Here is a 16750-nt window from a genome sequence, read left to right as displayed (position 1 = left end):
TCTTGCGGCAGTGACGCGAGAGAGGAACTGCGCATGAGCGAGCAGGTGATCGCCGGGGTCCGGGACCTCCTGCCGGTCCTGCGGGAACGGGCCCAGGACACCGAGGACGCCCGGAGTGTCCCCGAGGAGTCCGTGAAGGCCCTGCAGGAGACCGGGTTCTTCAAGATGCTGCAGCCGAAGCCCTTCGGCGGGCTCGAAACCGACCCGGTGAGCTTCTACACCGCGGTCAAGCTGATCGCGAGCGCGTGCGGGTCCACCGGCTGGGTCGCCTCCATCCTCGGCGTCCACCCGTGGCACGTGGCGCTGTTCGACGCCCAGGCGCAGCAGGAGGTCTGGGGTGAGGACGAGGACGTGCGGATCTCGTCGTCGTACGCCCCGATGGGCAAGGCCGAGGTCGTCGACGGCGGCTACCGGCTGTCGGGCCGCTGGAGCTTCTCCTCGGGCTGCGACCACTGCACGTGGGTGCTGCTCGGGGGACCCGCGTTCTCCGGCGGCAAGCCGGTCGACTTCTGCACCTACCTGCTGCCCATCGCCGACTACACCATCGTGGACGTCTGGGACACCGTGGGCCTGCGCGGCACCGGGTCGAACGACATCGTCGTCGAGGACGTCTTCATCCCGCAGCACCGGGCGCTGAGCTTCATCGCGACGTCGAAGTGCAAGGTGCCGGGCCAGGCCGTCAACCCCGGTCCGCTGTACCGGCTGCCGTACGGCTCGGTGCACCCGTCCACGATCACCGCGCCGATCATCGGCATGGCCCAGGGCGCCTACGACGCGCACGTCGAGCACCAGCGCAAGCGCGTGCGGGCCGCGTACGCCGGTGAACAGTCCAAAGAGGACCCGTTCGCCAAGGTGCGGATCGCCGAAGCGGCCAGTGAGATCGACGCCGCCTGGCTGCAGCTGACCCGCAACATCGACGAGCTGTACGAACTCGCCAAGCGCGAGGAACGGCTGCCCAGCGACCTCCGGCTGCGCGTCCGGCGCGACCAGGTGCGCGGCACCGAGCGCGCGATCGCGGCGATCGACCGGCTCTTCGAGAACTCCGGCGGCCGCGCGATCCAGCGCGGCACGCCGATCCAGCGCTTCTGGCGCGACGCGCACGCGGGCCGCGTCCACGCGGCCAACGACGCCGAGCGCGCGTACGTCATGTTCGGCACCGGCGCCTTCGGGCTCCCCGTCGAGAACGCGATGTACTGATGGCCCCGGAAGGCAAGTACGTCCAGGCGGGCTCGCTGAAGCTGCACTACCACGAGGCCGGCGCGGAACACGCCGAGACGGTGATCCTGCTGCACGGCGGCGGGCCCGGCGCGTCGGCGTGGAGCAACTTCGGCCGCAACCTGCCGGAGTTCGCCAAGCACTACCGGACGATCGCCGTCGACCAGCCCGGGTTCGGGCGGTCGGACAAACCGACCGAGCACCCGCAGTACTTCCGGCACAGCGCGGACGCCGTCGTCGGGCTGATGGACGCCTTGGGGATCGAACGCGCCCACTTCGTCGGCAACTCGCTGGGCGGCGGGGCCGCGGTCCGGCTGGCGTTGAACCACGGCAAGCGCGCCGGGCGGCTGGTGCTGATGGGGCCGGGCGGGCTGAGCGTCAACCTGTTCGCGCCCGACCCCACCGAAGGCGTCAAGAACCTCGGGCGGTTCGCGGCTCAGCCCAGCCGGGAGCGGATGGAAGCGTTCCTGCGGATCATGGTCCACGACCAGTCCCTGATCACCGACGAGCTGATCGACGACCGCTTGGCCGCGGCCAACACGCCGGAGTCGCTGGCGGCCATGCGGGCGATGGGGATGTCGTTCGCGCAGCCCGACAGCTACGAAGAAGGCATGCTCTGGCGCGAAGCCCACCGGCTGCGCCAGCGCGTTCTTTTGATCTGGGGCCGCGAGGACCGCGTCAACCCCCTGGACGGCGCGCTCGTGGCGCTCAAGACGATTCCACGCGCGCAGCTGCACGTGTTCGGCGGCTGCGGGCACTGGGCCCAGCTGGAGAAGTTCGACGAGTTCAACCGGCTGGCCCTCGACTTCCTCGGGAGTTCCTGATGGGCATCCGGTCACTGGGCTACCTCCGCATCGAAGCCACCGACATGGCGGCCTGGCGCGAGTACGGGCTCAAGGTGCTCGGCATGGTCGAAGGCAGCGGCACCAACCCGGACGCGCTCTACCTGCGTATGGACGACTTCCCGGCCCGGCTGGTGATCTCCCCGGGTGACGCGGACCGGCTGGCTGTCACCGGGTGGGAGGTGGCGCACGCGGGGGAACTCGACGAGCTGCGGTCCCGTTTGGACAGTGCGTCGGTGCCGTACAAGGAGGGCACGCCCGAGGAACTGGCCGACCGCCGCGTCGACGAGCTGATCAGCTTCGACGACCCGTCCGGCAACACCCAGGAGGTGTTCCACGGCGTCGCGCTGCAGCACCGGCGCGTGGTCAGCCCGTACGGCCACAAGTTCGTCACCGGCGAGCAAGGCCTCGGTCACGTCGTTTTGTCCACAAAGGACGACGAGGCGTCGCTGCGGTTCTACCGGGACGTCCTCGGTTTCCGGCTGCGCGACTCGATGCGCCTGCCGCCGCAGCTGGTCGGCCGCCCGGCCGACGGCCCGCCCGCGTGGCTGCGGTTCTTCGGCTGCAACCCGCGGCACCACAGCCTGGCGTTCCTGCCGATGCCGACGCCGTCCGGGATCGTGCACCTGATGGTCGAGGTGGAGAACACCGACGACGTCGGGCTGTGCCTCGACCGCGCGATCCGGCGCAAGGTGCCGATGTCGGCCACGCTGGGCCGGCACGTCAACGACCTGATGCTGTCGTTCTACATGAAGACACCGGGCGGCTTCGACGTCGAGTTCGGCTGCGAGGGCCGCCAGGTCGACGACGACAACTGGATCGCCCGCGAGAGCACCGCGGTTTCGCTGTGGGGCCACGACTTCTCGGTCGGCGCGCGGCCCCCGGGATCATGACCTCGGTGGCGGTCGACCAGACCGAGTTCCGCAGCGTGCTCGGGCACTTCTGCACGGGCGTCACGGTGGTCACCGGCCGCGACGGCGACACGCTCGCCGGGTTCGCCTGCCAGTCGTTCGCCGCTCTTTCGCTGGACCCGCCGCTGGTGCTGTTCTGCCCGGCCCGCACCTCGCGGACGTGGCCGGTGCTGGCCGCGGCCGGCCGGTTCGCGGTCAACGTGCTGGCCGAGGACCAGCAGGAGGTCAGCGCGGTGTTCGGCGCCCGCGGCGAGGACAAGTTCGCCCGCGTCGGCTGGACTCCGGCGCCGTCCGGGGCGCCGCTGCTCGACGGCGCGTTGACGTGGATCGACTGCGCCCTGGAAACGGTGCACGAGGCCGGGGACCACTACGTCGTGATCGGCCGGGTCACGGCGCTGGGGACGCCGTCGGACGCGCGGCCGTTGCTCTTCCACCGCGGCCGGTACGCGGTGACCGAGCCCGCGCGGGACGCGCTGGCCGCGCTGATGCCGTGGCCGCGCCCGGACGACTGGCTCTGAAGACCGTCGTTGCCGCTCAGCGGTACATCCGCCGGGAAGTCCGGCATTCCGCACAACCTTCGCGCCGATTGGTCACGCCGTGTCGTCGCCGATCGCGGCCAGTTAGCGCGACCGGGTGGTTGTGCACGGTTTCACAGGTGGGCCGCATCCCATTCGCGAGAGAAAGTCGAGACCCCGAGCGCACACTGTTATCAAGAAGACGTTTTCTCGGGGAGGAGTGAGTCGCGCATGCGTGGGCCCAGCGGACGGATCGCCCGGTTCCGGCGCCGGTTGCACCCCGGCCGCAACCCGCTGACGAGGGCGGGTGACCGCGTCGAAGCGGCCTTGCTGCTCCTGATGATCGCCGGCGCGTTCCTGGCCCTGCCGTTCGCGGCGGCGTTCGGATCGGACACGTACGCGTCGCAGACCGCCCGCGCGGAGGTGGAGCGCACGACCCGCCACCCGGCGACGGCCGTCTCCCTCGCCGCGGCGAGCAACCAGCCCTACAGCACCGACGGCGCGGGCGCGCCCGCCGACCAGACGACGGTCCCGGCCGCCTGGTTCGACGCCCGCGGCGCCCGCCACACGGGCGACGTCCTCGCCGACGCGGGCAGCCCGGCGGGCACCCACGTGACGGTGTGGCTGGACCAGCACGGCGAGCTGGTGTCGGAACCGCTGTCCCCGTCGACGTCGGTGGCGGACGGCATCTTCGCGGCGATCCTGCTGTGGGTCGCGATCACCGGCGCGCTGGCCGGGGTGTACGGAATCGGCCGGCTGGTGCTGGGCAGGCTGCACTCGGCGGCCTGGGACCGCGCCTGGGCCGAAGCCCGCCACGACAGCCGGTTCTGAGCACTTCACTTCCAGCGGAAGTGCACGAACACCCGGCCGAAGTTGTCCTTGTCCTTTTCGACCCGGTGGTAGAGCGCCTTGACGTCCTTGCGCTCGAGGAACCGCAGGACGTGCTTCTTCAGCTGACCGGACCCCTTCCCGGGGATGATCTCGACGAGCGGCGCCTTCTTGGCGACGGCTTCGTCGATGATCGCCTTGAGCGCCCGGTCGATCTCGCCGCCGCGGTTGTAGATGTCGTGCAGGTCCAGTTTGAGCTTCACGCGCGCTCCAGGGTCGGTCGGCGGGGCGGCCGCCCGCGGGGCCAGGTTCATTGGGCGCTCCGGGGTCGTGCGGTTCGCCCGCCGCGGGTTGGGCCGCCGCTCGGCGAGCGAACCCCGGCAAGCACCGCCGGTCACGAGAGGGCCTGCCACCAGCCGTCCACCGGCGGGGGCTCCGTCGCGTCGATGCGCTCGCCCGGGCGGGGGATCGCGATCGGCAGGTCCGCCGCCTTGGCTTCGCGCCACACCCGGTCCGCCGGTTCGCCCCACGGGTGCATCGCCAGCTGGAACGTCGCCCAGTGCACCGGGACCAGCAGCTTCGCCCGCACGTCGATCCCCGCCGCGACGCCCTCCTCCGGCGTCATGTGGATGTCCGGCCACTGCGGGGCGTACGCGCCGATCTGGATCAGGGCCGCGTCGAACGGGCCGTGTGCTTCCCCGATCGCGGCGAACCCGTCGAAATAGCCCGTGTCACCGCTGTAGAACACCCGGTGCTCCGGCCCCAGGAGCGCCCACGACGTCCACAGCGTGTCGTCGTTCGTGATGCCGCGGCCGGAGAAGTGCTGGGCCGGGGTCGCCACGAACCGGACGCCCGCGACCGTCGCTTCCTCGTGCCAGTCCAGCTCGATGATCCGGTCGGCCGGGACGCGCCAGCGTTCGAGGTGCGCGCCCACGCCGAGCGGCACGAGGAACGGGGCCGACGACGAAGCCACCAGCGCGCGGACCGTCGCCAGGTCCAGGTGGTCGTAGTGGTCGTGCGAGATGACGACCGCGTCGATCCGGCCCAGCCCGGACAGCGGCACCGGCGGCTCGTGCAGCCGCCGGGGGCCGGCGAACGCGGCGGGGGAGACGCGGTCGCTCCACACCGGGTCGAGCAGGACGCGCGCGCCGTCCAGCTCGACCAGCGCGGACGCGTGGCCGTACCAGGTCAGGTGCAGGCCGTCGGCCGACTCGACCGGCGCCGCGGCCACCAGCGGCACCGCGCCGCCGGGCTTGCGCAGCTCGCGGTGCTCGCCGAAGAACATCTCCCGGAAGATCGTCCGCATCGACGCCGCGGTCATCGGGAGCCGCGGCGCGGCGTTGCGGAACACCTTGCCGTCGAACTGCGGTGACCGGCGGACCCGCTCGGCCCGCGCGCCCGCCGCCTTGGCGCCGAACGCCGCGGGCAGGTCGCGCAGCGCCGCGACAGTCTTTCTCATGGACCCGAGTCTACGAACGGTTCCTGAGAGGAGCCCCAGCTTCATGCAGGTGGGTGAGGGCCTGCCGGTACGACTCGACGAGGCTCGTCTCCACGTACGGGATGCCCAGCTCGGCGCAGTAGGCCCGGACGATCGGCTGCGCCCGCCGCAGGTGCGGCGACGGCATGCTCGGGAACAGGTGGTGCTCGATCTGGTAGTTGAGGCCGCCGAGGGCGACGTCGGTGACGACGCCGCCGCGGACGTTGCGGGAGGTCAGCACCTGCTTGCGGAGGAAGTCGAGCTCGGGGCGCCCGGTCAGCGTCGGCATGCCCTTGTGGTTGGGCGCGAAGATCGATCCCATGTAGACACCCCACAGTCCCTGGTGGACGGCGAAGAACAGCAACGCCATGCCGGGGCTCAGGACGGTGAGCAGGGCACTCGCGTACAGGACGAAGTGCGCGGCGAGCAGCGCGGCTTCGAGCCCGCGGCGGCGCAGGCCGGGCTTGCGCACCGCGCGGATGCCCGACCAGTGCAGGTTGAGGCCTTCGAGGGTGAGCAGCGGGAAGAACAGGAATGCCTGGTACCGCCCGATGAACCGCGGCACGCCCCGGCTGGCGCGGGCCTGGTCCTTCGACCAGACGAGGATGTCCGGGTCGACGTCGGGGTCGAGCTCCTCGTGGTTCGGGTTGGCGTGGTGGCGGGTGTGCTTGTCCATCCACCAGCCGTAGCTCATCCCGATGCCGAGGTTCCCGGCGAGCATCCCGGCTATTTCGGTGGGCCGCCGCCGCCGGAACACCTGCTTGTGCGCGAGATCGTGCGACAGCAGGGCGACCTGGCCGAACATGACGGCCATGAACGCGGCGACGGCCAGCTGCCACCACGAGTTCCCCAGCAGCGCGAAGGCGACCCAGCCCGCGGCGAACAACCCGCCGACGAGCGAAATCCGGGCGGCGTAGTAACCGGGACGGCGGTCCATCAGCCCGGCGGCGGAGATGCGGCGGCTCAGCCGGGCGAAGTCGCTCCCGGCGCTGATCTCTGTAGTGGTCACCACCCGAGTCTTCGCGGCGGCGACCGTGCCCGGAATCCTGCTCGCCTCCGGCACTTTCCGGGGGCCAGCCCTACCGGTCACCCTGGTATGGAGCGCCCCAATGTGGCCTTCGGTGCGTCAGACGCAACCAAGGCGGCCTTCGGTGCGCAAGACGCAACCAAGGCCACATTGGGGCGCTCGGGTCAGGCGCCGACGTACTCCGCGAGGTGCTTGCCCGTCAGCGTCTTCTTGCGCGCCTTCACCAGCTGCTCCGGCGTGCCCTCGAACACGATCTTGCCGCCGTCGTGACCCGCGCCGGGGCCGAGGTCGATGATCCAGTCCGCGTGGGCCATCACCGCCTGGTGGTGCTCGATCACGATCACCGACTTGCCCGAGTCCACCAGCCGGTCCAGCAGGCGCAGCAACTGCTCGACGTCCGCCAGGTGCAGGCCCGCCGTCGGCTCGTCGAGGACGTACACCCCGCCCTTCTCGCCCATGTGCGTCGCCAGCTTGATGCGCTGCCGCTCGCCGCCGGACAGCGTCGTCAGGGGCTGGCCCAGCGTCAGGTAGCCAAGGCCGACCTCGGACAGGTACGTCAGGATCTTGTGCGCCGCCGGGATCTTCGCCTCGCCGTCGGCGAAGAATTCCTCCGCCTCGGCCACCGACATGGCGAGCACCTCGCTGATGTCGCGGCCGCCGAACTTGTAGTCGAGCACTTCGGCCAGGAACCGCTTGCCCTCGCACACCTCGCACGGGGTGGCCGTGCCCGCCATGATCCCCAGGTCCGTGTAGACGACGCCGGCGCCGTTGCAGTTGGGGCACGCCCCCTCGGAGTTCGCGCTGAACAACGCCGGCTTCACGCCGTTGGCCTTGGCGAACGCCTTGCGGATCGGCTCCAGCAGACCCGTGTAGGTCGCCGGGTTGCTGCGCCGCGAACCGCGGATGCCGGTCTGGTCGACCGTCACGACGTCCTCGCCGGACACCGAACCGTGGATCAGCGAGCTCTTGCCCGAACCGGCCACCCCGGTCACCACGGTCAGCACGCCGAGCGGGATGTCGACGTCGACGTCCTGCAGGTTGTGCAGCGAAGCACCGCGGATCTCCAGCGCGCCCGACGGCGTGCGCACCGACGGCTTCAGCGAAGCCCGGTCGTCCAAGTGCCTGCCGGTCAACGTCTTGCTCTTGCGCAGACCGTCCACAGTGCCCTCGAAGACGACCTCGCCGCCACCCGAGCCCGCGCCGGGCCCGAGATCGACGACGTGGTCGGCGATCGCGATCGCCTCCGGCTTGTGCTCGACGACCAGGACCGTGTTCCCCTTGTCCCGCAGCTGGAGCAGCAGCTCGTTCATGCGCTGGATGTCGTGCGGGTGCAGGCCGATCGTCGGCTCGTCGAAGACGTAGGTGACGTCGGTGAGCGACGACCCGAGGTGGCGGATCATCTTGGTGCGCTGGGCTTCCCCGCCCGAGAGCGTCCCGGATGGACGGTCGAGCGAGAGGTAGCCGAGGCCGATCTCGACGAACGAGTCGAGCGTCCGCCGCAGCGCCTCCAGCAGCGGCGCGACCGACGGCTCGGCCAGCTTGCCGACCCAGGCGGCGAGGTCGCTGATCTGCATCGCGCACGCGTCGGCGATGCTGATCCCGTCGATCTTCGACGACCGCGCCTCCGCCGACAGCCGCGTGCCGTCGCAGTCCGGGCACGTCGTGAAGGTGACGGCCCGCTCGACGAACGCGCGGATGTGCGGCTGCAGCGAGTCGACGTCCTTGGACAGCATCGACCGCTGGATCGAGGGCACCAGGCCCGAGTAGGTCAGGTTGATGCCCTCGACCTTGATCTTGGTCGGTTCCTTGTAGACCAGGTCGTTGAACTGCTTCTTCGTGTACTTCTTGATCGGCTTGTCCGGGTCGAAGAAGCCGGAGCCGCGGAAGATGCGGCCGTACCAGCCCTCCATGCTGTAACCCGGGATGGTGATCGCGCCCTCGTTGAGCGACTTTTCCTCGTCGAACAGGGCGGTCAGGTCGATGTCGTTGACGCGGCCGCGGCCCTCGCAGCGCGGGCACATGCCGCCGGTGATGCTGAAGCTGCGCCGCTCCTTGATCTGCCGCCCGCCCTTGTCGATGGTGACGGCGCCCGCGCCGCTGATCGAGGCGACGTTGAACGAAAACGCTTGCGGCGAACCGATGTGCGGCTGCCCGAGTCTGCTGAAGAGGATGCGCAGCATCGCGTTGGCGTCGGTCGCGGTGCCGACGGTGGAGTGCGCGTTGGCGCCCATCCGCTCCTGGTCGACGATGATCGCGGTGGTGATCCCGTCCAGGACGTCGACGTCGGGCCGGGCGAGCGTCGGCATGAAACCCTGCACGAAGGTGCTGTAGGTCTCGTTGATCAGCCGCTGCGACTCGGCGGCGATCGTGCTGAACACCAGGGAGCTCTTGCCGGAGCCGGAGACCCCGGTGAACACCGTCAGGCGCCGCTTCGGCAGCTCGACGCTGACGTCCTTGAGGTTGTTCACGCGGGCGCCGTGGACGCGGATCAGGTCGTGGCTGTCGGCGACGTGCGGCGCGGCCGTGCTCTTCCTCGTGGGCTTGCTCATCGGGGTACTCCAGCTTCGGTTCGGGTCAGCGCACTTCTTGGATGCGGACGAGGTTTCCGGCGGGGTCGCGGAACGAGCAGTCGCGGATGCCCCACGGCTGGTCGGTCGGTTCCTGGACGACTTCGGCGTCGCCCGCCTGCACCCGTTCGAAGGTGGCGTCCAGGTCGTCGGTGGCCAGGTTGACCGCGGCGAAGGTGCCCTTGGCCATCATTTCGGTGATGGTGCGGCGTTCTTCGTCGGACAGCTGCCCGTACGCGGCGCCGGTCGGCTGCAGGACGAGCGAGGTGTCGGGCTGGCCGGGCAGGCCGATTGTCAGCCAGTGCTGGCCGCCGTAGTCGACGTCGTTGCGCACCTCGAAGCCGAGGGTGTCGCGGTAGAAGGCCAGCGAAGCCTTGTGGTCGTGGTGGGGGAGGAAGGTCTGGTGAATGGTGAGGTTCATGGGAATCACGCTACTTTCGGCGCCACGGGGGAGGCTTCTCGATTCCTGATCGCTTCGACGGCCCGCCGGTAGCCGTGCGGGGAAAGCCCGTAGGCGTCCCGGAACCGGCGGACGAACAGTGCGACGGGCAGGTCGACGCTGTGGGCGAAGGCCTCGATGTCCAGCGGCCGCGCGGGATCGGCGTCGATGCGGTCGCGAACCCGGCGCAGCAGCACGAGTTCGCGCAGGTGCTGCCGCGCGGCGGCGGCGAGGCTCAGGCACATTGCAGGTCCCCTTCCGGTGTGCGCCCGAGCACCGCCCGGGCCGCGATCGGGAGCAGCAGGAGGGTCAGCGCGCCGGACAGCACGAGCCCGCCGGTGCTGCCGGTCAGTTCGATGAGCGGCCCGCCGAGCGCCAGGCCGAGCGGGGCGGCCACCGTGGACCCGGTCGTCCACAGCGTGACGACCTGCTGTTGTTCGCCGGGCGCCAGTCCGGATTGGAGGAAGCTGTAGGCGACCGGCGTGAACGGCGCGTACACCAGGCCGCCCAAGGCGAACACGACCAGCGCCGCGGTCAGGTCGCCGACGAGCGCGAGGCCGATCGGGCACAGCGCCCACAGGCCGATGATCGCCACCAGCAACGGTTTCTGGGGCAGCGTGCGGAGCTGGTTGACGAGCGCGGCGCCGGCGAACGCGCCGACTCCGAGCGCACCCCACAGCAGCCCGAGGCCGGACGCGCCGGCGTGCAGCGTCCCGCTCACGTACAGCGGCAGCGCGACTTCGATGGGCATGTAGAGGAAGTTGAAGAAGAACTCGACGACGAGCAGCCGCGCGGCCACCGGGCGGCGGCGCAGGATCCGCCAGCCCGACCCGGCGGGCCGGTCCGGGGTCCGCGCGGGCTGCGGGACGCAGGCGAGGGTGGCCGCGAGCAGGAGCAGCGCCCCGGCGGCGTCGAGAAAGAGCGCGAGGCTCGCGCCCGCCGTCGCGACGACCACGCCGCCCAGCACGGGCCCGGCGATGTAGAGCGCGAACGTCGTGTTCAGCCCGAGCAGGCCGTTGACCGAGAAGCGCCCGGACTCGCCCGCGGCCGACGTCGCGAGCAGACGTCGGCTGCTGGACCCGGCCAGCCGGAACGTCGCGCCGAAGAGGAGCCCGGCGATGAGCACCGGCAGGGTGAGCGCGCCGGTGACGGCCAGGACGCCGAGCGCGGTGAAGGTCAGCGACCGCAGGACGCAGTCGGCGGCCAGCAGCGTGCGCGGCGGCACCCGCACCCGGCCGAGCCCGATGGCCAGCGCGAGCACGGTGGACAGCACGAACGGCGCGGCCTCGACGAGCCCGATGGCGATCGCCTTCGGGACGGCACCGTGCAGCGACAATGTCTGCACGGGCATGGCGACGAGCAGCATGCCGGTGCCGACGTTGGCCAGGAGGTCCCCCAGCAGGAGCCCGGCGACCCGCCGGTCGCGCAGCACCTCGCGGTAGCTGAGCGGGGCGGTCGTGGTCAGCGCAGCTCCTGGATGCGCAGGAGGTTGCCGGCGGGGTCGCGGAAGGAGCAGTCGCGGACGCCGTAGGGCTGCTCGACCGGCTCCTGGACGACCTCGGCGTTGCCGTCCTTGAGCTTGGTGAAGAGGGCGTCGAGGTCCTTGGTGGCGAGGTTGATGCTCGCGTAGGTGCCCTTGGCCATCATCTCGGTGATGGTGCGGCGCTCGTCGTCGGTGAGGCCGGGCGTCGCGGTCGCCGGCGCCAGCACGATCGCGGTGTCGGGCTGGTTCGGCGGGCCGACGGTGATCCAGGCCATGTCGCCGTACTTGACGTTCATCCGGACCTCGAAGCCGAGCAGGTCGCGGTAGAAGGCGAGCGACGCTTCGGGGTCGGTGTGCGGGAGGAAGCTCGAGTGAATGGTGACGTCCATGGCCGTCACCCTAGGTGTGCGCCTGCGGTCGTGCTTCTCGATTCCTGATCGGTCTGGTGACCTGCTTGGCGACGCACGGCGGCATCCCGAGCGTGGCCTCGGCCTGCTGCTCGCGGTAGACGCTCGGCGGCATGCCCACCAGCTCGGCGAACCGCGTGCTGAAGGTGCCGAGCGACGAGAACCCGACGGTGAAGCAGACCTCGGTGACGCTCAGCTCGCCCTTGCGCAGCAGGGCCATCGCCCGTTCGATCCGCCGGGTCATCAGGTACGAATACGGTGACTCTCCGTAGGCCTTGCGAAACTGGCGGCTGAGGTGCCCGGCGGACATGTTCACACCTTTGGCGAGCGCGTCGACATCGAGCGGCTGGGCGTACTCCCGGTCGATCCGATCCCGGACGCGGCGCAGCAACGCGAGGTCGCGGAGGTACTGCGCCGTGGCGGCGGTGCTGGTCACGCATGAATCGTGCCACACGGGAGGGTCTCCGCGGGTGCGCTCGGTCCGCCCGGTCGGGGGAGCGCCCCAATGTGGCCTTCGGTGCGTCTGACGCAACCAAGGCGGCCTTCGGTGCGTGTGACGCAACCAAGGCCACATTGGGGCGCTCGGCCGCTCGGGGACCAGCCGGCCGCGGGGCTCGTTGCGGGCGGGCGCGCGTCGGCAGGGCCGCGGCGCCCGGGTCAGCCGAGCGCGTCGGTGATCGTCGTGCGCAGCCACTGCTGGGCCGGGTCCGCGTCGAGCCGTGCGTGCCACGACAGCCTGACCTCCACCTCCGGCAGCTCCGCCGGGACCGGGAACCACCGCAGGCCGAGCGGCTCGGCGTACTGCTCGGCCAGGCGCTGGGGCAGCAACCCGACGTACGGGCTGGACGCGACCACCAGCACGGCCACCGCCGCCGTCGGCACCACCGCGGCCACGTGCCGGTGCAACCCCTCCGCCGCGAGCACCTCGTCCAGCGGCCCGCGGGCGCGGCCGCGGCGGGAGGCCGACACGTGCGGGTGACGGCACAGCTGCGCCAGCGTCGGACGGCGGTGCCGGCCCAGCGGGCTGTCCGCGCGCACCGCCGCGACCAGGCGCTCGCGGTAGAGCACCGTGCCGCGGATGTCGGGCGCCGCGTGCTCGCCGACGCCGATGTCCAGGTCGATCGAGCCGTCGCGCAGGGCCTCCACGCTCTCCGTGCCCTCCGCGACGAAACGCAGCGTCACCCCCGGGGCGGCCGCCGCCGTCGCTTCGGCCGCCGCCGTCGCCAGGGTGGCCGCCACGCCGTCGTTGATGCGGATCGTGAACGTGCGCTCGAGGTCGGCGATCGCCACCTCGGTGCTGATCAGCGCCGACGCCTCCTCCAGCAGCGATCGCACGCGCGGTGCCGTCCGCAGGGCGAACGGCGTCGGCGTCATCCCGCGGCCCGCGCGGACCAGGATCGGGTCGTTCATCGCCCGCCGCAGCCTGCCCAGTGCCCGGCTCGTCGCCGGGATCGACAGGTTCAGGCGCTCGGCCGCGGCCGTGACACTGCCCTCGCGCAACAAGGCGTCGAAGACGCGCAGCAGGTTCAGATCCACACTTGCATCGTACGCAAACAAGCCCTGCCGAAGTTGCGTGGCACGACCACAGAGACCGGCAATAGCGTCGGGTGAATGGATCTCAACGAACACCGCGGCCTGCTCCCGGTCGTGTGCGCCTGCGTCGTGCTCGTGGTCGGCCTGGTCGCGGCGGTCAACCTCGCCGTCCCGATGCTCGCCGCGAGCGCGCTGCACCCGTCCGCGGCCACGCTGGTCTGGATCGTCGACACCTACGTCATCGTCTTCGCCTGCCTCGTCATCCCCGGCGGCGCCGCGGGCGACCGGTTCGGCCGCAAGGGCGTCCTGCTCGCCGGGCTCGGGCTGGTCGCGGCGGGTGCGCTGCTGTCGGCCGTCGCGCCGGACGTCGTCCTCCTGCTCGCGGGCCGCGCGCTCACCGGGCTCGGCGCCGCCGCCGTGCTGCCCAACTCCCTCGCCGTCCTGCTGCACGCCGTGCCCGCGCACCGGAAGCCCGCGACGATCGCCACCTGGGCGTCGATGACCGGCATCGGTGGCGTCGTCGGCAACGTCGGTGGCGGGGTGGTCCTGGCCGGCGGGTCGTGGCGCTGGCTGTTCGCCGCCGCCGTGCCGGTCGCGCTCGTCGAAGCCGCGCTGGTGGCCCGGATCGCGCCCGTGTCGGCGCGCCACGACCGGCGGCTCGACCCGGTGGCCGCGGTGCTGCTCGTCGGTGCCTCGGTCGCTCTGCTCGTCGGGATCGTCCAAGGACCCGAAGCGGGCTGGGGGAGTGCGGTCGTCGTGATCGGCTTCGCCGCGGCCGCCGTGCTGTTCACCGCCTGGGTCCTCCGGGAGCTCAAGTCCGAACACCCGCTGCTCGACCCCCGGCTGTTCCGGATCTCGGGCCTGCGCAGCGCCTGCCTCGGCATGACGGCGGTGTTCTTCGGCATGTTCGCGCTCTTCTACGTCAACGCGTCGTTCCTCCAGTACGCCAAGGGGTTCGGCGTGCTGGGCACCGGGCTCGGGATCATCCCGCTGACCGTCCCGATCATCCTCGGCGGACGCCACGCCGGGCCGTTGTCCCGGCGCATCGGCCTCGACACCACCGTCGCGCTCGCGTTCGCCTTCGTCGGCGGCGGCCTGCTCGGACTGTCCACAAGCGACATCCAAACGCCGTACGCGGTCTACGCGGCGTGGCTCGTGGTGACCGGGATCGGGGTGACGCTGGCGCTGCCGACGCTGTCGGGTGTCATCGCCGGTTCGCTGCCGCCGTCGCAGGCGGGCGTGGGCACCGGGCTGCAGGCCACGACGCGGGAGTTCGGCAGCGCGCTCGGCGTCGCCGTCATCGGCACGGTGCTGACCGCGAAGTTCGCCGAAGCACTCCCGTCCGAAGCGCGCGGGGCGCACACGGTCGCCGAAGCCGTCGCCCGGGCCGGGCACGCGCCCGACGTCGTCACGGCGTTCGTCTCGGGCGCAGACGCCGGGTTGCGCGTGGTCGGGATCGCCGTGCTCGTGCTCGGCGCGTTCGTCGTGGCGGAGTCGCGGGTGTCCCGGCGCGCGGGGTGAAAGCCGTCCCGGGGGCTCCCGTTTCCCCCGGGACGGCCTCGCACCGGTGCAACCCCGACCGCGGACCGTGCAGCCCTCGCGGCGGCATACCCTTCCGCCGCGAAGACCCCACGGCCCGCACGCCCCGGCGGGTAGTCCCGCCGCGGCGCTCGACCCCGGGCCCCCGCCCGGTGTGCCGGAAGAAGGCCATCCCGAAGGCGTCGGGTTCCCTCGGGATGGCCCTCTCCAGGCCCGCCGGGCGCTCGGTCGACCACGCGAGGCGGGCAGGGGGACGCTGGGGGCCGGTCACCACACCGCCCAGCCGCGGAGGGGGCGTGGTGACCGGCGAGGGACGGTGGCCGCCGCGCGCAGCCCCGTCCCGGCTTCTCTACCTCCCCATCGGGATGGCCATCGTCGGCAGGGCCGCCACCGGCAGCGACTGGGCGGGGAAGGCCGTCGTCGGGATGTCGTTGGCGAACTCGCTCGCGAACTCGCGCTCGAAGGCCTGCTGGTCGAAGCCGCTCTCGAACTCCGGCGGCACCTCGGCCGACAGCGCGGCCAGCGACGGCTCGACCTCGGGCACCGCGGGCGCCGGCTCCGGCTCGGGCACGTAGTCCGGCGCCGGGAGACGGCGGTCGAGCTCGGCCATCCAGTCGAGCATCGCCCGCGGCTTGTCCCACGAGGAGATGCCGACGAGCCGCCCGTCACGGATGAAGCCGGTGATGCCGTCGGCCAGCGACACGGTGTCCTCGGCCAACGACGGCATCCCGCACATCTGCAGCCGCGTGTCGTACAACGTCGACCAGGCGCGGGGGAGCGGGGTGAACGGCTTCGCGCTCGAGTGGCCCATCAGCAGGTTCTCGGCCGCGTGCCGGGCCGACTCGACGGCGTTGATCCAGTGCTCGACCCGCCGCGGGGTCTCGTCGAAGCGCAGGTTCGGCCAGCGCGCGATGTCCCCGGCGACGACGACGTCGGAAGCGCCCTCGGCGAACAGCTTCGCGTCGCAGAGCACGCCGTCGCTGATGTCGAGGCCGGAGCCGCGCATCCAGTCCACCGACGGGACGCTGCCGATGGCGAGCACGACGACGCTGGCGACCAGCAGCTGGTTGTTCGTCAGGTGCAGCCCGACGGTGTCCTTCGTGCTGATCCAGTGCCGCACTTCGCTCTTCATCGCCAGCTTCGCGCGGTGCTCGTGGTGCGCCTCGACGATGCCGCTCGAGACGCGGTCGCCGAAGCGGTGCAACGGCGCTTTCGCGTGCCCGACCAGCGTGACGTCGCGGCCGATGTGCCGCATGCTCGCGGCGAACTCGTTGCCGATCAAGCCCGCGCCGATCACGACGGCCGGCTTCTTGCTGGCGTGCAGGCAGCGCCGCACGGCCATCGAATCCTCGACCGTGCGCAGGATCCGCACCCGCGGGTCGTGGCGCGGAGCCCCGGGCAGGTGCCGCGGGTAGACGCCGGTCGCGGCGATCAGGCCGTCGTACCAGAGGGATTCGCCGCCGGGCAGGTGCACGACCCGCTCGACGGTGTCCAGGTGCATCACGCGCGCGCCGAGGCGCCAGTGCACGTCGAGGTCGGGCAGGTAGTGCGAAAGGCCCACGTCGCTGGGCCGTTCGGTGCCCATCACCAGTGCCTTCGAAATCATCGGCCGGTGGTACGGGCGCCGCGCTTCGTCGCCGATGAGCACGATCTCGCCGTCGAAGTTCAGTTCCCGCAGGCGTTCCGCGGCACGCAGCCCGGCGACGCCCGCGCCGACGATGACGATCCGGTCGCCGTCAGCCATCGAGGTCCCCTCTCATCACGACCGCCTGCATCGGGCAGCAGCGGGCGGCCATCTTCGCCTGTTCCATGGTGTCTTCGTCCAGCAGCCGCTTGCGGAAGCGCAGGCGGCCGTCCTGGCCGAGGTCGAACACGTCCGGCGCCTCCATGGCGCAGATGCCGTAGAGCTCGCACCGGTCGTTGTCGACGCTGATCCGGGGCCCGCCACCGGGCAAACGGAGAGCCAT

General features: G+C 71.5%; 18 protein-coding genes. 6 read left to right on the top strand and 12 right to left on the bottom strand.

The window, feature by feature from the left end; genetic code table 11:
* The first annotated feature begins 33 nt into the window (after nucleotides 1-33).
* The 5 genes from hsaA to QP939_RS49810 all read left to right on the top strand — a co-directional run bounded on the left by hsaA (nucleotide 34) and on the right by QP939_RS49810 (nucleotide 4314).
* Nucleotides 34-1197, top strand: coding sequence for a 3-hydroxy-9,10-secoandrosta-1,3,5(10)-triene-9,17-dione monooxygenase oxygenase subunit (gene hsaA / locus QP939_RS49830; protein ID WP_285453976.1), 1164 nt, complete (start codon nucleotides 34-36; stop codon nucleotides 1195-1197).
* On the top strand, nucleotides 1197-2039 hold the full coding sequence (hsaD, locus tag QP939_RS49825) for a 4,5:9,10-diseco-3-hydroxy-5,9,17-trioxoandrosta-1(10),2-diene-4-oate hydrolase (protein WP_285453975.1): 843 nt from the start codon (nucleotides 1197-1199) through the stop codon (nucleotides 2037-2039). Before hsaA ends, hsaD begins: the two co-directional genes overlap by 1 nt.
* Nucleotides 2039-2950: an iron-dependent extradiol dioxygenase HsaC gene (hsaC, locus tag QP939_RS49820; protein WP_285453974.1), complete on the top strand. Its 912-nt coding sequence runs from the start codon at nucleotides 2039-2041 to the stop codon at nucleotides 2948-2950. The genes hsaD and hsaC overlap by 1 nt, the downstream gene beginning before the upstream one ends.
* A complete protein-coding gene (gene hsaB, locus QP939_RS49815) occupies nucleotides 2947-3486 on the top strand; it encodes a 3-hydroxy-9,10-secoandrosta-1,3,5(10)-triene-9,17-dione monooxygenase reductase subunit (protein ID WP_285453972.1) in 540 nt (179 codons plus the stop codon). Before hsaC ends, hsaB begins: the two co-directional genes overlap by 4 nt.
* A gap of 228 nt (nucleotides 3487-3714) precedes the next feature.
* Nucleotides 3715-4314, top strand: a complete 600-nt coding sequence (locus QP939_RS49810) for an Rv1733c family protein (RefSeq protein ID WP_285453971.1) — start codon at nucleotides 3715-3717, stop codon at nucleotides 4312-4314.
* Nucleotides 4315-4319: 5 nt separating this feature from the next.
* Here the strand turns inward: QP939_RS49810 and QP939_RS49805 are convergent, their stop codons facing one another.
* From QP939_RS49805 to QP939_RS49760, 10 genes are all read right to left on the bottom strand, one after another.
* The gene (locus tag QP939_RS49805; RefSeq protein ID WP_086675002.1) at nucleotides 4320-4574 is read right to left on the bottom strand and encodes a Smr/MutS family protein; all 255 of its coding nucleotides are present in this window, start codon (nucleotides 4572-4574) and stop codon (nucleotides 4320-4322) included.
* Between the two features lie 131 nt (nucleotides 4575-4705).
* Nucleotides 4706-5770: an MBL fold metallo-hydrolase gene (locus QP939_RS49800; protein ID WP_285453970.1), complete on the bottom strand. Its 1065-nt coding sequence runs from the start codon at nucleotides 5768-5770 to the stop codon at nucleotides 4706-4708.
* Between the two features lie 10 nt (nucleotides 5771-5780).
* Nucleotides 5781-6797 carry a fatty acid desaturase family protein gene (locus QP939_RS49795; protein WP_285453968.1) on the bottom strand — a complete coding sequence of 339 codons (1017 nt, stop codon included), beginning with the start codon at nucleotides 6795-6797 and terminating at the stop codon, nucleotides 5781-5783.
* A gap of 182 nt (nucleotides 6798-6979) precedes the next feature.
* Nucleotides 6980-9364: an ATP-binding cassette domain-containing protein gene (locus QP939_RS49790; protein ID WP_285453966.1), complete on the bottom strand. Its 2385-nt coding sequence runs from the start codon at nucleotides 9362-9364 to the stop codon at nucleotides 6980-6982.
* Between the two features lie 25 nt (nucleotides 9365-9389).
* Nucleotides 9390-9803 (bottom strand): VOC family protein, encoded by a 414-nt coding sequence (locus QP939_RS49785; protein ID WP_285453965.1) that lies wholly within the window; start codon nucleotides 9801-9803, stop codon nucleotides 9390-9392.
* Nucleotides 9804-9808: 5 nt separating this feature from the next.
* Nucleotides 9809-10066, bottom strand: coding sequence for a helix-turn-helix transcriptional regulator (locus QP939_RS49780; RefSeq protein ID WP_285453964.1), 258 nt, complete (start codon nucleotides 10064-10066; stop codon nucleotides 9809-9811).
* Nucleotides 10057-11253 (bottom strand): MFS transporter, encoded by a 1197-nt coding sequence (locus QP939_RS49775; protein WP_285453963.1) that lies wholly within the window; start codon nucleotides 11251-11253, stop codon nucleotides 10057-10059. The genes QP939_RS49780 and QP939_RS49775 overlap by 10 nt, the downstream gene beginning before the upstream one ends.
* A 29-nt stretch (nucleotides 11254-11282) precedes the next feature.
* Nucleotides 11283-11693: a VOC family protein gene (locus QP939_RS49770; protein ID WP_285453962.1), complete on the bottom strand. Its 411-nt coding sequence runs from the start codon at nucleotides 11691-11693 to the stop codon at nucleotides 11283-11285.
* 10 nt (nucleotides 11694-11703) lie between these two features.
* On the bottom strand, nucleotides 11704-12147 hold the full coding sequence (locus QP939_RS49765) for a helix-turn-helix transcriptional regulator (protein ID WP_285453961.1): 444 nt from the start codon (nucleotides 12145-12147) through the stop codon (nucleotides 11704-11706).
* 221 nt (nucleotides 12148-12368) lie between these two features.
* Nucleotides 12369-13247 (bottom strand): LysR family transcriptional regulator, encoded by an 879-nt coding sequence (locus QP939_RS49760; RefSeq protein WP_285453959.1) that lies wholly within the window; start codon nucleotides 13245-13247, stop codon nucleotides 12369-12371.
* A gap of 111 nt (nucleotides 13248-13358) precedes the next feature.
* On the opposite strand from QP939_RS49760, the gene QP939_RS49755 reads away from it, so the two are divergent.
* Nucleotides 13359-14765 (top strand): MFS transporter, encoded by a 1407-nt coding sequence (locus QP939_RS49755; protein ID WP_352252891.1) that lies wholly within the window; start codon nucleotides 13359-13361, stop codon nucleotides 14763-14765.
* A gap of 367 nt (nucleotides 14766-15132) precedes the next feature.
* Here the strand turns inward: QP939_RS49755 and QP939_RS49750 are convergent, their stop codons facing one another.
* Together QP939_RS49750 and QP939_RS49745 are read right to left on the bottom strand one after the other, a co-directional pair.
* Nucleotides 15133-16527: an NAD(P)/FAD-dependent oxidoreductase gene (locus QP939_RS49750; RefSeq protein WP_285453957.1), complete on the bottom strand. Its 1395-nt coding sequence runs from the start codon at nucleotides 16525-16527 to the stop codon at nucleotides 15133-15135.
* On the bottom strand, nucleotides 16520-16750 hold the full coding sequence (locus QP939_RS49745) for a ferredoxin (RefSeq protein ID WP_285453956.1): 231 nt from the start codon (nucleotides 16748-16750) through the stop codon (nucleotides 16520-16522). Before QP939_RS49745 ends, QP939_RS49750 begins: the two co-directional genes overlap by 8 nt.

The organism is Amycolatopsis nalaikhensis (assembly GCF_030264295.1).
Classification (GTDB): Bacteria; Actinomycetota; Actinomycetes; order Mycobacteriales; family Pseudonocardiaceae; genus Amycolatopsis; species Amycolatopsis nalaikhensis.
Note: the sequence above shows the minus strand (reverse complement) of the source record. Positions and strands in the feature narration are given on the sequence as shown.

What these genes read in the sequence shown, in the direction of transcription:
- QP939_RS49745 (WP_285453956.1), bottom strand. Translation starts at nt 16,750, where the DNA reads ATGGCTCTCCGTTTGCCCGGTGGCGGGCCCCGGATCAGCGTCGACAAC.
- hsaB (WP_285453972.1), top strand. Translation starts at nt 2,947, where the DNA reads ATGACCTCGGTGGCGGTCGACCAGACCGAGTTCCGCAGCGTGCTCGGG.
- QP939_RS49785 (WP_285453965.1), bottom strand. Translation starts at nt 9,803, where the DNA reads ATGAACCTCACCATTCACCAGACCTTCCTCCCCCACCACGACCACAAG.
- QP939_RS49810 (WP_285453971.1), top strand. Translation starts at nt 3,715, where the DNA reads ATGCGTGGGCCCAGCGGACGGATCGCCCGGTTCCGGCGCCGGTTGCAC.
- QP939_RS49780 (WP_285453964.1), bottom strand. Translation starts at nt 10,066, where the DNA reads ATGTGCCTGAGCCTCGCCGCCGCCGCGCGGCAGCACCTGCGCGAACTC.
- hsaA (WP_285453976.1), top strand. Translation starts at nt 34, where the DNA reads ATGAGCGAGCAGGTGATCGCCGGGGTCCGGGACCTCCTGCCGGTCCTG.
- QP939_RS49800 (WP_285453970.1), bottom strand. Translation starts at nt 5,770, where the DNA reads ATGAGAAAGACTGTCGCGGCGCTGCGCGACCTGCCCGCGGCGTTCGGC.
- QP939_RS49790 (WP_285453966.1), bottom strand. Translation starts at nt 9,364, where the DNA reads ATGAGCAAGCCCACGAGGAAGAGCACGGCCGCGCCGCACGTCGCCGAC.
- hsaD (WP_285453975.1), top strand. Translation starts at nt 1,197, where the DNA reads ATGGCCCCGGAAGGCAAGTACGTCCAGGCGGGCTCGCTGAAGCTGCAC.
- QP939_RS49750 (WP_285453957.1), bottom strand. Translation starts at nt 16,527, where the DNA reads ATGGCTGACGGCGACCGGATCGTCATCGTCGGCGCGGGCGTCGCCGGG.
- QP939_RS49770 (WP_285453962.1), bottom strand. Translation starts at nt 11,693, where the DNA reads ATGGACGTCACCATTCACTCGAGCTTCCTCCCGCACACCGACCCCGAA.
- hsaC (WP_285453974.1), top strand. Translation starts at nt 2,039, where the DNA reads ATGGGCATCCGGTCACTGGGCTACCTCCGCATCGAAGCCACCGACATG.